This is a genomic window from Hephaestia mangrovi (genome assembly GCF_019880555.1).
In the GTDB taxonomy this organism is placed as follows: Bacteria; Pseudomonadota; Alphaproteobacteria; order Sphingomonadales; family Sphingomonadaceae; genus Sphingomonas; species Sphingomonas mangrovi.
Genome location: NZ_JAINVU010000003.1, coordinates 396,469 through 410,632, shown reverse-complemented (window position 1 = coordinate 410,632; position 14,164 = coordinate 396,469). Strand labels below are relative to the sequence as shown.

Genomic DNA, 14,164 nt, shown 5'->3' with positions numbered 1-14,164 from the left:
GCATGACCAAGCTCCAGCTCCGCCGCGCCTGGTTTCAGGTGCACAAGTGGATCGGCCTCGCGCTCGCGATCCTCATCATCCCGCTCTCGCTCTCGGGCGCGCTGCTCGTCTGGGACAAGCCGGTCGACCGTCTGCTCAACCCCGCGCGCTACGCCACCACCGGCACCGCGCAGCTCCCCGTCGCGCGCTATCTCGCCGCCGCCCGCGCGGCGCTGCCCCCCGGCGCCGCGATCGCCAGCCTCGCGCTGCCGCACGGCGCCGGCCCCGTCATCGTCCAGGCGAGCACCCCCGGCGCCGGCAGCCGCCCCGGCCCGCCGCCGCGCACCGCGGTCTGGCTCGATCCGCCGAGCGCGCGCGTCCTCGCCGTCGCCGACAGCCGCTCGGGCGCCTTGCGCGTCATCCACCGGCTCCACGGCAGCCTGCTCGTCCCCGGCGTCGGCCGCACGATCGTCGGCTGGATCGGCGTCGCGATGATGCTGTCCTGCTTCACCGGCATCTGGCTGTGGTGGCCGACCACCGCGCGCTGGACGAGGGGCCTGCGCTGGCGCCGCCACCGCAATTTAGACACCAACCTGCATCACCTCACCGGCTTCTGGATCGCGCTGCCGCTGTTCGTCCTGTCGCTCACCGGCGCGTGGATATCCTTCCCCGGCGTGTTTTCGCCCGGCCGAGCCGACCGCGGCCCCCCGCGTTTCCGGGGTGGCGCGCCGATCGCCGAGACGCGGATGACGCCGCAGGCCGCGCTCGATGCCGCTCGCCGCGCCACGCCCTCGCCGGTCGAGTCGCTCGCCTGGCCGACCGACGCGAAGCACCCGCGATGGACGATCGCCACCGCCGGCTCCACGCTGATGCTGGACGACGCCAGCGGCGCGATCGCCGCCGCGCCCGCCCGGCCGCACGGCGGCCCCGGCCTGTCCGGGCTGATGCGCCGCATCCATGATGGCGAGGGCATGGGCCCGCTGTGGCAGGCGATCATCTTCGTCGCCGGCATCATCCCCGCGCTGCTGGCGGTCACCGGCATCATCATGTGGTGGCGCGCTAGGGTTTGGCGTCGCCGGCTGCGGCGGCCTCGCGCTTGAGCCGCCGCTCGACCGCGTTGAGCTTCGCTTCCAGCGCGCGGTCGGTCTCCTCCTGCGAGACGTTGACGACGATCCGCGTGCCCCGCGATTCGCCCGGCTTCGGCGGCCAGTTCATCGCCGGGACGTCGCTCGCCGCGTCCTTCGCCTGCGCTTTCGTCCCGCCATCGCCGGTGAAGCCGCGCTGGAGCAGCAGCCGCAGCAGCGAATCCGAATAGCGCCGCTTGCTCGCCACCACCTTGCCGCCCTGCACGATCGGCTCCTCCCAGCCGATCACGGCACGCTCATAGGCGGCCTGCTCGATCGTCGGCATCGCCTTGGCGAGCGCCCGATCCCAGGCGCGGGAGAAGGGCGCGGAGCGCTTCTTCATCCGATAGGCCGAGGCATTCGAAATCCCCGCCCGAGCACAGGCATCGCGCACGCACCCGGTTTCGGAGAGCGCCCGCAAAAACGTCCGCTGCCGCGCCGGCGTCCACCCGTCGTGCCGCACGCGATAGCCGTCGATCAGGCCGGAGCCTTTTTGGTTCGTCATGTGATGTGACCGCCGATATTCGCCCCTGCGCTGATAACCTATTTGGATCATAAATGCAAGCCGAATTTGCCCGCTAGCTGGCCAAAGCTGAGGGAGAATGCGGCCCAAGCAATTTCGTATTTGTTGCGGGAAATTCTGGCGCCCATTCCTGTCTCGCCGGGGAAACAGTCGGGCGGTCGATGCTTTACCTCAGGACAGATATTCAATGCGCGCGTAGACTGTTATGGTCAGCAGAGATAGGGTGCCATAGATCATGACGCAGGTTCATGCGCTGAAAACAGGACCGGTCAGTTGACCAAGAAGCACAAATCGGACAACAATTCTGCGGGTTCCGCTTTCGATCATGCGGGGCAACTATTGCAGACTGTCCCAAAGCGGCTCGCCGACACCCAAGAGCGGGTGGTGAAGGAAGCGGAGAAGATCGAATACGATGCAGAAGAGCACCTTCGAGACATCCGGCGAGGCGGACGAAATTTCAAACACCGATTTCGTCCTTGATTTCCTATACCATGATAGCCGCCGGATCGGCTCATTTCTTTCGCAGTTTGAGGGTGATGGGCACCTTCAGCAACTGACGCGATCGAAGGACGCTTCGCGAGGAAAGAATGAAGCCAGCAAAAGTGATTTAAAAGGCAACCTCGGTGTTGCGGCTGGTGGCTTTCAAGGAAGTCTAGAAACGTCATTGAGCATGGTCGAAGGCTACTCTCGAGTGTTCGATCCTTATTGGGCCAACGCACGGGCTTTTTTAGACTTTTTGAGCGATCGAGACATGCTTCAGCGCAGAGTTACGGCTGCGCAGTTGGGACAATTCGTTCTTTGCAAGGGTTATCTGAGCATCCTCGACCTGACGATGCTCAAGGGAGCTTGGAAGCTCCCGACTCTCCAGCGTAAGGTGCTCGCCGGAGCATTGTCGAACAAGCCGATTTCCAAGATGACGCCGTCCGAAAAGGCAGAGCATCGAGAGCAAAAAGAAAATACAGAGATGATGATGGAACTGATGCAGATTTTGCCTCATTCCATCCAAGCCTCGCTAATCACCAGTGACGAGACCGATACAGCTTTGGCATGGTGCTCCCTGCGAGAGGAGTATTTGGTGACGTCTGCTGCCGACCTTACGTTGGGGCATGGCGTTAGGATGCCAGGAGAGTGGTCTATGGTAGGCATTTTGACTGCGCAACCTGAATACGTTGTGCCCGATTTCACGAACACGTCGGAGCAAACGCCAGGCGTGCTTCAAAGTCTGATCGGACAAGTTTCGCAGAATCTCGCACCTGTTGTTAAAGTGGCAATGGGGCGGCCGAGCGCGGCTTACGCAATTACGCCTCTGCTAATATTCCGCGAGGTAACTGGTTCGGAAGTGGAATAGTCTCTCGTTAAATAAGCCCCCGCGCGCAATTTGGCTGGTATGAGTTGATTGCATTGCAATCGCCACGCTTCGTCTTGTAATCTGTTTTTCTACTATTGCATCTTCGCGCTGCCAATCAGTCAAACGCCCCCACCACCGTCTCGATCGGCAAAAACAACGTCCGGCTATCCGCCGGATATTCCAACCACTCCGCGCACCGCAGGTAAAACCGCTTCGCCGCCTCGTCCTTGGCCTGCACCAGCACCGCGCCGATCCCGATGCTCTGCGATGCCACCGCGATCCGGCGCAGCGCATCGGCCAGCAGGTCGGCACCGAGTCCGCGGCCCGCATGGCTCTTGCTCACCGCCAGCCGGCCGATCACCGAAACGGGCACGCTGTCGGGCGCATTACGCCGCACCTTGCCCGGTGCCGCCTGCCGCTCCACCGCGCCCGCCGCGATGCAGAAATAGCCGACCACGCGCGCGCCTTCGCAAACCACATAGGTTCGCGAAAATCGGCTCTCGTTCTTCAGCGCGCGCTGTTTCAGCCAGTCGTTGAGCACCGGCTGCCCGCAATCGAAATCGGTCAGGTCGTGATCGGCGGTGAGCGGGACGGGGGCCGATAGCGTCATCCGCGCGCCAGCCCGGCGTGGCTCAGGCGTCCCACGCCGGCGTCCGCCGCAGCAGCGCGCGCAGCTTCGGCCCCGGCGCCGGCGGATTGTCCAGCGCGTCGACGAACGCCGCGTAGCGCGCGTCGTCGAGCACGAACAGCCGCTGGTCGAGCAGCACGTCGATCGCCTGCGCCCGCGCGCTGTCGATCATGAACTCGGTCCGCGTCTTGCCCAGCACCGCCGCCGCATCGTCGATCAACTGCCGCGTCGTCGCCTCGATGCGCAGGTTGATGCTGCCCTTCGTCTCGAAAGCGGCGCGCCGCTCGGCCACGCCGGTCGTTGTATCGGGCAGGGGGGCGGCCTTCGTCATGCCGGTCGGATACGGGTCTGTATCCACAATGTCAATACAGATGCCGCATTTGCCCGATCAACCGACACGCGCCCAACCCCTTCCCCAACGCCCACCCCCTTGCTAAGGCCCGCCGCGACTCTGGCGCACGCCTGAGACCCCGCCGACGCGCCCGCGCAGCATCCTGCTGCCTCCCCGCGCGCGCCGGCCAGGCAGATACGGAAAGGCAGTTCACATGACCGCGATCGGCAACGACACGCTCGGCACCCGCGATACGCTGGAAGCCGGCGGCAAGAGCTATTCCTATTACTCGCTCGCCAAAGCGGCGGCGAAATATGGCGATGTCTCGCGGCTGCCCTTCTCGATGAAGGTGCTGCTCGAAAACATGCTGCGCTTCGAGGACGGCAAGACGGTCACCACCGATGACGTCCAGGCGATCGTCGATTGGCAGAAGGAGCGCCGCTCCGATCGCGAGATTCAGTATCGCCCCGCGCGCGTGCTGATGCAGGATTTCACCGGCGTGCCCTGCGTCGTCGATCTCGCGGCGATGCGCGACGCGATCACCAAGCTCGGCGGCGAGGCGGAGAAGATCAACCCGCAGGTTCCCGTCCACCTCGTCATCGATCACTCGGTGATGGTCGACGAATTCGGCACCCCCAAGGCGTTCGAGGACAACGTCGCGTTCGAATATGCCCGCAACATGGAGCGTTACGAGTTCCTCAAATGGGGCTCGAAGGCGCTCGACAATTTCCAGGTGGTGCCGCCGGGCACCGGTATCTGCCACCAGGTCAATCTCGAATATATCGGCCAGGCGGTGTGGCATTCGGCCGGGCCGGACGGCGGCGAGGTCGCCTATCCCGACACGCTGGTCGGCACCGACAGCCACACCACGATGATCAACGGCCTCGGCGTGCTCGGCTGGGGCGTCGGCGGGATCGAGGCGGAGGCCGCGATGCTCGGCCAGCCGGTCTCGATGCTGATCCCCGAGGTCGTCGGCTTCAAGCTGACCGGCAAGTTGAACGAGGGAATCACCGCGACCGATCTCGTGCTCACCGTCACGCAGATGCTGCGCGCCAAGGGCGTGGTCGGCCGCTTCGTCGAGTTCTACGGCCCCGGCCTCGAAAGCCTGACGCTCGCCGATCGCGCGACGATCGCCAATATGGCGCCCGAATATGGCGCCACCTGCGGCTTCTTCCCGGTCGACGGCAAGACGATCGATTACATGCGCCTCACCGGCCGCACCGACGATCAGCTCGCCTTGGTCGAGGCCTATTGCAAGGCGCAGGGCATGTGGCACACCGGCGACCAGGACCCGGTGTTCACCGACACGCTCGAGCTCGACATGAGCCAGGTTCACGCCAGCCTTGCCGGCCCCAAGCGCCCGCAGGACCGCATCACCCTCAACAAGGTCGATGACGTGTTCAACGGCGATCTCGCCAAGGTCTACAGCAAGTCGGCCCCGGCGCGCGTCGCGGTCGAGGGCAAGAGCCACGATATCGGTGACGGCGATGTCGTCATCGCCGCGATCACCTCGTGCACCAACACCTCGAACCCCGCGGTGCTGATCGCCGCCGGCCTCGTCGCCCGCAAGGCGCGCGCCAAGGGGCTTACGCCGAAGCCGTGGGTCAAGACGTCGCTCGCGCCGGGATCGCAGGTCGTCACCGATTATCTCGAAAAGGCCGGGTTGCAGGATGATCTCAACGCGATGGGGTTCAACCTCGTCGGCTATGGCTGCACCACCTGCATCGGCAATTCTGGCCCGCTCGCCGCCCCCATCTCGAAGGCGATCAACGACAACAATCTCGTCGCCGCCTCGGTGCTGTCGGGCAATCGCAACTTCGAAGGCCGCGTGTCGCCCGATGTGCGCGCCAACTTCCTCGCCTCGCCGCCCTTGGTCGTCGCTTATGCGCTGAAGGGCACCGTCACCGAAGACATGGAAGAAACGCCGATCGGGCAGGGCTCGGACGGCGAGGACGTGTTCCTGAAGGACATCTGGCCGACCAATCAGGAAGTCCGCGACCTGATGGATGCCAACATCGACGACGACATGTTCCGCGCGCGTTACGGCAACGTCTATGCCGGTGACGCGAAATGGCGCGATATCGACGTCGAGGGCTCGGAGGTGTTCCAGTGGCGCGCCGGCTCCACCTACGTCGCAAATCCCCCGTATTTCGAGGGCATGGAGATGACCCCGGCGCCGGTTTCCGACATCATCGAGGCCAAGCCGCTCGCGATCCTCGGCGATTCGATCACCACCGACCACATTTCGCCGGCGGGCAGCATCAAGGCGGACTCGCCAGCCGGAATTTACCTGCAAGAACATCAGGTTAGCCGCCAAGACTTCAACAGCTACGGCTCCCGCCGCGGCAACCACGAAGTCATGATGCGCGGCACCTTCGCGAATATCCGCATCAAGAACGAAATGGTCCCCGGCATCGAAGGCGGCATGACCAAGTACGACGGCGAAGTCATGCCGATCTACGACGCCGCGATGCGCTACAAGGCCGATGGCACGCCTCTGGTCGTCGTCGCCGGCAAGGAATACGGCACCGGCTCCTCCCGCGACTGGGCCGCCAAGGGCACGATCCTCCTCGGCGTCCGCGCCGTCATCGCCGAATCCTTCGAACGCATTCACCGTTCGAACCTCGTCGGCATGGGCGTGCTGCCGCTGCAGTTCGCGGAAGGCGTGACGCGGCAGAGCCTCAAGCTCGATGGTACCGAGAGCTTCAGCATCCACGACGTGGCAAATATCCGCCCGCGTCAGGACGTCGAGGTGTCGCTGACCCGTGCCGACGGCTCGAGCGAAACATTCAAGACCCGCTGCCGGATCGATACCATCAACGAGCTCGAATATTTCCTCAACGGCGGCATCCTGCAATACGTGCTGAGGAATCTCGCCGCGGGCTGAACAGGTCATGCAAAGTCCCTGCATTTCCCGGTGCAGGGACTTTTCCTTTTAAACGGCCCCGATCAATCTTTCGCGAATGTCACCGTCGTTTCGGTCGTCGGCGGCGCGATCGTCGCGCTGATCGTCTCGTTCGCCGCATCGGCACTGGCGGGCACATCGTTGTTTCCCAGCGTGGCGGAGCCCTTGCCCTGCCAGCCGTGCACGACGACCCGAACCGCTTGCCACCATGGCGCGAAGCTGCCTTGGCGCTTGCCGAACGTCACGCTGATGCCCTTGTCGGTAACGGTGCAGCGAACCGTCTGGCGGGCATAGGCGCCGCCCTGATAGGCCATCGAATGCCCGTCGTCGGCATAAAGCGTGCCGCCGCAGTCATCGCCGGGATAGACGTCGAGCTCGAGCGGCCCGTCTGGCGTCTCGGCGGTGCTCTGGACGAGCGGCTGGCGCGGTACGATCGCGCCGGCGCGAACGAATACCGGTAGCCGGTCGAGCGCGGGCGTTTCGGTGAGCTTGATTTCGCCGCCGCCCGCGCCGGTTCGTGCCTCGGCCTGCACGCCGGCGTCCAAGCCATTGCCGCCAGTGCCGGAAACCGGCTTGCCCGTCCAATAGTCATACCAGCCGCCGGCCGGCAGGCAGACGTCATAGGACTGCGGCGATTCCATATGCGGCGGCGGTGCGATCAGCAGGTCGCCGCCGAGCGTGAAGCTCATCGATTGGTCGCAACTCGCGCCGATCGCCTGTGGGTAATCGTAGAAGACCGGCCGCATGATCGGATCGCCAGTCCGCGCATTCTGATCGGCGAGCGCGTAGAGATAGGGCATCAGCCGGTAGCGCTCATCGACGAAGCGGCGCCGGATCGCGAGCTGCTCGGGCCCGTCGACCCATGGCTCGACCCGCGGCGTGCCCTTGGCCGAATGATCGCGGAAGATCGGCGTGAAGGTGGCGATCTCGAACCAGCGGGTGAGCAGTTCCGGGCTCGGCCCGCCGGTGAACCCGCCGACGTCCGCTGCGCCATAGGAAAAGCCGGACAGGCCGAGGTTGATCATTTGGTGCACCGCGAGCTTCAGGTGATCCCAGGTCGCGCTGTTGTCTCCCGTCCAGGTGACGGCGTAGCGCTGGCCGCCGGCATAGCTCGCCCGTGTCATCACGAACGCGCGCTCGTTGGGGCGCAGCGTGCGCAGGCCGTCATAGGTCGCGCGCGTATTCTCCATCCCGTAGACGTTGTGAATCTCGGCGTGAGTCGCATCGCGCGGGGCGAACTGGTCGCTCGCGATATGATGGATATTGTCGAGCGGCATCGTCTTGGTCGGCGTGTCGAAGATCGCCGGCTCGTTCATGTCGTTCCAGATGCCGGAAACCCCGTCGTCGAGCAGCCCCTTGAAGTTGGTGCCATACCAGGCACGGGCGCCGGCATCGGTGAAATCGGGGAACACCGAGGGCCCCGGCCAAACCGGCCCGACATAGACCGATCCATCGGCGGCATGGACGAAATGATTGCCGGCCACGCCGCTGTCATAGGGGGCATAGCCCTGGTTCGGCAGGTCTGCGACGTGAAGATCGGCGATGGCGACGATCCTGATGCCATCGTCGCGCATCTGCTTCACCACCCCTTTGAAGTCGGGGAATGCCTTGCGGTCGATGGTGAACGGGCGGTTGCGATCCTGGTAATCGATGTCGAGCCAGATCACGTCGATCGGGAATCGATCCTTGCGAAAGGTTTCGGCGAGCCGGCGCACTTCGTCTGCCGAGCCATAGCTCCAACGCGATTGCTGATAACCCAACGCCCATTGGGGTGCGAGCGGCGCCTTGCCGGTGAGATCGGTATAACGACGCACCACCTCGCGCGTGGTCGGCCCGGCGATGATGTAATAATCGATCGGGCCATCCGGCCCGCCCATCGCCAGCGTGTCCGCCGCCTTGTGCCCGAAATCGAACCAGGTCCGCCACGTATTGTCGAGCAACACGCCATAGCTGCCGCCCTCGCCGCCCACGCCGATGAAGAACGGAATCGATTTGTAGATCGGGTCGGTCGAGCTGTCGAAGCCATAGGCATCGGTATTCCAGTCGACGAACGTCTTGCCGCGGCGATCGAGCGTGCCGCCGGTCTTGTCGCCCAGCCCGTAGATATGCTCGCCGATCGGCAGCGCCTTGCGCAGCGTGAAGGCGGTGCCGTCGAGGTCGATCGGCTGTGCTGTATCGGCGGTGATGACCTTGCCCGCCGGATCGGTCACGGTCAGCGCCAGCGTCTTCGCATCGACTTTGACCACCAGCGCATCGGTGCGGAAGCCGTCGCTTGTCGGCGTGACCCTTGCCCAAGCCGCGCGCATTGCCGGCAGGACCGCCCAACTCGCATCCTCGGGAAGCGTGCCGTCGCGACCGATCCGGATGCGCAGGACGCTGTCCGTCAGCGCGGTGATGCGCATCACCAACCGGCCCTTGCGATAGTCGATCCCATCCTCGCGCGGTGTAACGGAGGCGGCACCAGCCGCGACGTCTGCAATCGAGCCGTCTCTCGGTTGCGCGCCAACCGGCGTCGTTGCCATCGCCGCTATCATCGCGCTGCCGAGCAGCATTGTCTTGCCGACCATCGTCATCCTCTCGTTTTCAGATCGACGGGTCATGCGGACGACGCGAAACAGCGTCAACCGAACGGCATACGAATGCAATGATCGGATAGGGAAAGGCCCCCGTTCCGGGGGCATGGAACGGGGGCCAACCTAGCGTTCGTCACGCAGGCGGGAAGCGGGGTGTCATCCGGGTAACAGGGGGAAAATCCCGAACGGCCCGCATCCGCAGGAATGCTTCTATGCCTGCGAACCTGTCGCCAATATGAATGAACCGTCAGCGTCCGTGGGTTTTTCGCCGCGGATCGTTGAATCGGAACATGTTGTCGGAAACTGGCACGTTGAATTTCTGATTGTCGAGCCGGATCGTGGTGCGGTTGTTCTGGGCATCGAGCGCCACCCAGCCTTGCAGCAGCAACCTGCCAGGGGCCGAGTCGCTGCGCGCGAAGACCAGGGTGATGCGACCATATTCGGGGTGATCGGGATCGTTCACCTCGACCGAAACGATCCGCGGATCGCCGCTCTGCACGATGTGCGCGAAGCGACCGACATTCTTGGTCGGATCGATCAGCACGCTGAGTGGCGAGCCGCCGACCGGCCAGCGCTGCACCTGATCAACCGAATAATCGATGAAATAGACGTTCTTGCCATCGCCGACGATCAGCAGCGGCACGTCCTTCTGATATTGAAAACGGATCTTGCCCGGCTTCTTGAGCGTCAGCGTGCCGGTCAACACCTTGCCGGCGCGATCGGTCTGGGTGAAGTCGGCGGTCATGCTGTTGGTCGCCTGCAGCGATTTCTGGACGAGCGCGAGATCGCCCGATACCGGCGCGGCGAGAACCGGCGCCGGCGCAATCACGGCGGGAATCGCAATGGCCGCGGCAAGCGCAGCGGCGAAACGGATGGTCACGGGCAAGACGTTCCTCTCGATCATGGCGGCAATCGTTACATCACCGCATTGAACGCGCGGTGAATTCGCCTGAACGGCAATGTTCAGCTTTGGTTGCGTCAGGTCGGGCGTCCGTCACGGTCCATCAGCACTTCGCGGCGGCCGACATGGTCGGGCCGCGAGACCAGCCCTTCCTTTTCCATCCGCTCGATCAGCCGCGCGGCGGAATTGTAGCCGACGCGCAACTGGCGTTGCAGCCACGAGGTCGATGCCTTCTGGCTTTCCGCGACGAGCTGGCAGGCCGAGCGATATTGCTGTTCCTCGGGCGAATCCTCGCCGCTCGGCGCGCCGTCGAGTGCGAAGCTCTCCTCGGGCTCCTCGGTAACCGAGGAGATATAGTCGGGCGCGCCCTGCGATCGCCAATGATTGGCCACGGCCATCACCTCGTCATCGCTGACGAAGGGCCCGTGAACGCGCGCGATCTGCTTGCCGCCGGGCATGTAGAGCATGTCGCCCTTGCCGAGCAGTTGTTCGGCGCCCTGCTCACCCAGGATCGTCCGCGAATCGATCTTCGAGGTGACGTGGAAGGAGATGCGCGTCGGCAGGTTCGCCTTGATGACGCCGGTGATGACGTCGACCGACGGGCGCTGCGTCGCCATGATGAGGTGGATGCCCGCCGCGCGCGCCTTCTGGGCGAGCCGCTGGATGAGGAATTCGACTTCCTTGCCCGCGGTCATCATCAGGTCGGCAAGCTCGTCGACGATCACCACGATCTGCGGCAGTACCTCGTAATCGAGCTGTTCTTCCTCATAGACCGGCTGGCCGGTCTCGGGATGATAGCCGGTCTGCACCTTGCGGCCGAGTGGCTTGCCCTTGGCCTTGGCCGCGCGGACCTTGTCGTTGAACCCGGCGAGGCTGCGCACGCCGACCGAGGCCATCATGCGATAGCGGTCCTCCATCTGCTCGACCGCCCATTTCAAGGCGCGCACCGCCTTGGCCGGCTCGGTGACGACCGGGGCGAGCAGGTGGGGAATGTCCTCATACATGCTCAATTCGAGCATCTTGGGATCGATCATGATCATTTTGCACTGCTTCGGCGTCAGCCGGTAGAGCAGCGACAGGATCATGCAATTGAGCCCTACCGATTTGCCCGATCCAGTGGTGCCGGCGATCAGCAAATGCGGCATCGGCGCGAGATCGGCGATCACCGCGTCGCCCGCGATATTCTTGCCGAGGATGATCGGCAGCTGCGCCGACTGGTCCTCGAAGCTCTGCGAAGCGACCAGTTCGTGCAGGTTGACGCCCTCGCGCCGCGCATTGGGCAGTTCGATGCCGATCACGCTGCGCCCCGGAATGGTGGCGACGCGTGCAGAGATCGCCGACATGTTGCGGGCGATATCGTCGGCCAAAGCGATCACGCGGCTCGCCTTGACGCCGCTTTCGGGCTCGAGCTCGTACATCGTCACCACCGGCCCGGGGCGGACCTCGACGATCGAGCCCTTGACCTTGAAATCGTCGAGCACATTCTCGAGCAGCCGCGCGTTGCGTTCCAGCGAGGCCTTGTCGACCGACCCGCTGGAGGACGGCGGCGCCGGCTTGAGCAGATCGAGCGCGGGCAGCTGGAAATCGTCGCGCAGGTCGAGCGAGGCCTGGCGCTCCTTGGGCTTGGCGACCGAGGGTGCAGTGGTGCGCTCGGCGATCACCGGCGCGGGACGCGTCTCCGGCGTGGCGACCGGACGCGGCGTAGCGGGACGGCGCAGGATCGGCGCGGCGTCTTCGCTGTCGTCGGGTTCGACCGCTGTGTCGCGCTGATCGGTCAGCCGCTCGCGTCGCGTGAACCATTCGCGGTCGCCGATATGCAGATCGAGGCCGCGCAGCCAGAAGATCAGCCCGGCGATACCCGCCGCGAGGCCGATGCCCCGCGCCGTCCAGGTAATTGCGACGGGATCGCCGATCAGCCCGATTGCCCAGCCGAGCGCCGAACTGATCGTCAGGCCGACGAGGCCGCCCCAGCCCGCGGGCAGCGTCATTACCGCCGAATCGGAAACGAAGGCGATTGCGGTGGCGATCAGCACCAGCCCGATCAGGCTGCCGCGCAGCATCCGCCGCCACTCGCCGATCGGCTCGTCCCGCCACAAGCGCGTGCCCCAGATCGCGCCCAAGGGCAGCAGCAACGCCACCGCGGGACCAGCGATCGCGAGCAGCAGATCGGCGACGAACGCGCCCGGAATGCCCAGCCAGTTGCTCGCCGGGCCGCCGGCGGCGGTATCGAAAGAAGGGTCGCCCGAATGGTAACTGACCAGCGCCAGCGCGATCAGCAGCGTGCCGATCAACAGCGCCACCGCGCCGAACAAGGCGCCGCTGCGCTTCGCGCCTGCCTTTACCGTCTGCCGCCACATCGACGGCTGCGCCCGGCTCGCCATCGGATATCCCCCACAATGTACGCTGGATGTTCCTGTGCCGAGCATCGCCTGTGCGGAGTCTGGCGTCAAGACCGCGCGTGCCGCGGCGCTGCGGCCACGCTTGGTCCTTTCCCCCGAGACCTCGGCGCTCTATGCCGGGGGCATGACGCAAGCGGACGTTCTCATTCTCGGCGGCGGGCTGGTCGGCGGCGCGCTCGCGGTGGCGCTCGACGCGCATGGCCTCTCCTCGATCGTCGTCGATCCGGCGGACCCGGCGGTAACGCTGGCCAAGGGATTCGACGGCCGCGCCTCGGCGGTCGCCAGCGCCAGCGGGCGGATGCTCGCGGCGATCGGGATCGCGGATCGGCTTGCCGGCGAGGGCTGCGAGATTCGCCATATCCGGGTGAGCGACGGGCTCGCGCCCGGCAAGCTCGATTTCATTCCCGATGCCGATGACGATGCGCTCGGCACGATGTACGAGAATCGGCTGCTGCGCCGCGCGATCCATGAAGCCGCGGTCGCAGCGCCGCGCGTCGATTTGCGGATGAAGCGTAAAGCCGTCGCGGTCGAGCGCACGGCGGCGGGCGTCACCGCGACGCTCGATGACGGCGCCGAGGTCCGCGCGCCGCTGCTGATCGCCGCCGAGGGTCGCAATTCGCCGACCCGCGAGGCCGCGGGAATCCGCGTTGCCCGCTGGTCATACGATCATCACGCGATCATCTCAGCATTCAATCACGAGCGGTCGCACGAGAATATCGCATTCGAGATTTTCTATCCCGCCGGCCCCTTCGCGCTGTTGCCGCTCAACGACGATGCCAATGGTCATCGCTCGGCGATCGTCTGGAGTGTCCATGCCAAGGATGGCCCGGCGATGCTCAAGCTGTCCGATCGCGGCTTCCTGGCTGAGGCGGAGAAGCGGATGGGCGGGTTCCTGGGCGGCCTTTCCAACCTGTCGCCGCGATCGAGTTATCCGCTCGGTTTCCACCATGCGGCGACGATCACCGGGGAGCGGCTGGCGCTGGTCGGCGATGCCGCGCACGGCATCCATCCGATCGCCGGGCAGGGGCTCAATCTCGGCTTCCGCGACGTCGCCGCGCTCACCGAGGTGCTCGTCGAGGGCAAACGACTGGGGCTCGATCTCGGCGATGCCGCGCTGCTCGCGCGCTACCAGCGCTGGCGGGGGCTCGACACGCTGATGGTCGCCGCGTCGACCGACGCGCTCAACCGCCTGTTCGGCGTGCCCGGCCGGGCGGCGAGCGCGGTGCGGCGCTTCGGCATTTCGGCGGTCGATCGCATCGCGCCGCTCAAGGAACGCTTCATGGCCGAGGCGCGTGGCGAATCGGGCGAATTGCCGCGGCTCCTGCAGGGCGAAGCCGTCTGACATCGGGGAATCGACGTTCTCCGCATAAAGAGGATCGTCACCCTGAACTTGTTTCAGGTTCCATGACGCACCATCACCGACACGCGTTTTGGTTGCCGTTGTTCCCTGGAT

At 65.1% G+C, this 14,164-nt stretch carries 10 protein-coding genes; 4 read left to right on the top strand and 6 right to left on the bottom strand.

Annotated elements, in window-relative coordinates:
- Nucleotides 1-2: 2 nt before the first annotated feature.
- Nucleotides 3-1,079, top strand: a complete 1,077-nt coding sequence (locus tag K7G81_RS09365) for a PepSY-associated TM helix domain-containing protein (RefSeq protein ID WP_223030483.1) — start codon at nucleotides 3-5, stop codon at nucleotides 1,077-1,079.
- On the opposite strand, the gene K7G81_RS09360 is transcribed toward K7G81_RS09365, so the two are convergent.
- Nucleotides 1,039-1,608 (bottom strand): hypothetical protein, encoded by a 570-nt coding sequence (locus tag K7G81_RS09360; protein WP_223030482.1) that lies wholly within the window; start codon nucleotides 1,606-1,608, stop codon nucleotides 1,039-1,041. The two genes, K7G81_RS09365 and K7G81_RS09360, sit on opposite strands and share 41 nt — an antisense overlap.
- A gap of 430 nt (nucleotides 1,609-2,038) precedes the next feature.
- Here K7G81_RS09360 and K7G81_RS09355 point away from each other — a divergent pair, with 430 nt between their 5' ends.
- Nucleotides 2,039-2,974 (top strand): DUF6414 family protein, encoded by a 936-nt coding sequence (locus tag K7G81_RS09355; protein WP_223030481.1) that lies wholly within the window; start codon nucleotides 2,039-2,041, stop codon nucleotides 2,972-2,974.
- Between the two features lie 115 nt (nucleotides 2,975-3,089).
- Here the strand turns inward: K7G81_RS09355 and K7G81_RS09350 are convergent, their stop codons facing one another.
- Nucleotides 3,090-3,584: a GNAT family N-acetyltransferase gene (locus tag K7G81_RS09350; RefSeq protein WP_223030480.1), complete on the bottom strand. Its 495-nt coding sequence runs from the start codon at nucleotides 3,582-3,584 to the stop codon at nucleotides 3,090-3,092.
- 22 nt (nucleotides 3,585-3,606) lie between these two features.
- The gene (locus K7G81_RS09345; protein ID WP_223030479.1) at nucleotides 3,607-3,933 is read right to left on the bottom strand and encodes a type II toxin-antitoxin system TacA family antitoxin; all 327 of its coding nucleotides are present in this window, start codon (nucleotides 3,931-3,933) and stop codon (nucleotides 3,607-3,609) included.
- Between the two features lie 214 nt (nucleotides 3,934-4,147).
- On the opposite strand from K7G81_RS09345, the gene acnA reads away from it, so the two are divergent.
- Complete coding sequence (gene acnA, locus K7G81_RS09340; protein WP_223030478.1) at nucleotides 4,148-6,820, top strand: aconitate hydratase AcnA; 2,673 nt, start codon at nucleotides 4,148-4,150, stop codon at nucleotides 6,818-6,820.
- A gap of 62 nt (nucleotides 6,821-6,882) precedes the next feature.
- Here acnA and K7G81_RS09335 read toward each other — a convergent pair whose 3' ends face one another.
- The 3 genes from K7G81_RS09335 to K7G81_RS09325 all read right to left on the bottom strand — a co-directional run bounded on the left by K7G81_RS09335 (nucleotide 6,883) and on the right by K7G81_RS09325 (nucleotide 12,693).
- The gene (locus tag K7G81_RS09335) at nucleotides 6,883-9,405 is read right to left on the bottom strand and encodes a glycoside hydrolase family 31 protein (protein ID WP_255586818.1); all 2,523 of its coding nucleotides are present in this window, start codon (nucleotides 9,403-9,405) and stop codon (nucleotides 6,883-6,885) included.
- Between the two features lie 253 nt (nucleotides 9,406-9,658).
- Nucleotides 9,659-10,315, bottom strand: a complete 657-nt coding sequence (locus K7G81_RS09330) for a LolA family protein (protein ID WP_223030477.1) — start codon at nucleotides 10,313-10,315, stop codon at nucleotides 9,659-9,661.
- Between the two features lie 74 nt (nucleotides 10,316-10,389).
- Nucleotides 10,390-12,693 carry a DNA translocase FtsK gene (locus K7G81_RS09325; protein ID WP_223030476.1) on the bottom strand — a complete coding sequence of 768 codons (2,304 nt, stop codon included), beginning with the start codon at nucleotides 12,691-12,693 and terminating at the stop codon, nucleotides 10,390-10,392.
- Between the two features lie 142 nt (nucleotides 12,694-12,835).
- Here K7G81_RS09325 and K7G81_RS09320 point away from each other — a divergent pair, with 142 nt between their 5' ends.
- Nucleotides 12,836-14,053, top strand: coding sequence for an FAD-dependent monooxygenase (locus K7G81_RS09320; RefSeq protein ID WP_223030712.1), 1,218 nt, complete (start codon nucleotides 12,836-12,838; stop codon nucleotides 14,051-14,053).
- Nucleotides 14,054-14,164: the final 111 nt, after the last annotated feature.

Coding starts and splice junctions, on each gene's coding strand:
- K7G81_RS09325 (WP_223030476.1), bottom strand. CDS start 12,693: ATGGCGAGCCGGGCGCAGCCGTCGATGTGGCGGCAGACGGTAAAGGCA.
- K7G81_RS09365 (WP_223030483.1), top strand. CDS start 3: ATGACCAAGCTCCAGCTCCGCCGCGCCTGGTTTCAGGTGCACAAGTGG.
- K7G81_RS09345 (WP_223030479.1), bottom strand. CDS start 3,933: ATGACGAAGGCCGCCCCCCTGCCCGATACAACGACCGGCGTGGCCGAG.
- acnA (WP_223030478.1), top strand. CDS start 4,148: ATGACCGCGATCGGCAACGACACGCTCGGCACCCGCGATACGCTGGAA.
- K7G81_RS09360 (WP_223030482.1), bottom strand. CDS start 1,608: ATGACGAACCAAAAAGGCTCCGGCCTGATCGACGGCTATCGCGTGCGG.
- K7G81_RS09320 (WP_223030712.1), top strand. CDS start 12,836: ATGACGCAAGCGGACGTTCTCATTCTCGGCGGCGGGCTGGTCGGCGGC.
- K7G81_RS09335 (WP_255586818.1), bottom strand. CDS start 9,405: ATGGTCGGCAAGACAATGCTGCTCGGCAGCGCGATGATAGCGGCGATG.
- K7G81_RS09330 (WP_223030477.1), bottom strand. CDS start 10,315: ATGATCGAGAGGAACGTCTTGCCCGTGACCATCCGTTTCGCCGCTGCG.
- K7G81_RS09350 (WP_223030480.1), bottom strand. CDS start 3,584: ATGACGCTATCGGCCCCCGTCCCGCTCACCGCCGATCACGACCTGACC.
- K7G81_RS09355 (WP_223030481.1), top strand. CDS start 2,039: ATGCAGAAGAGCACCTTCGAGACATCCGGCGAGGCGGACGAAATTTCA.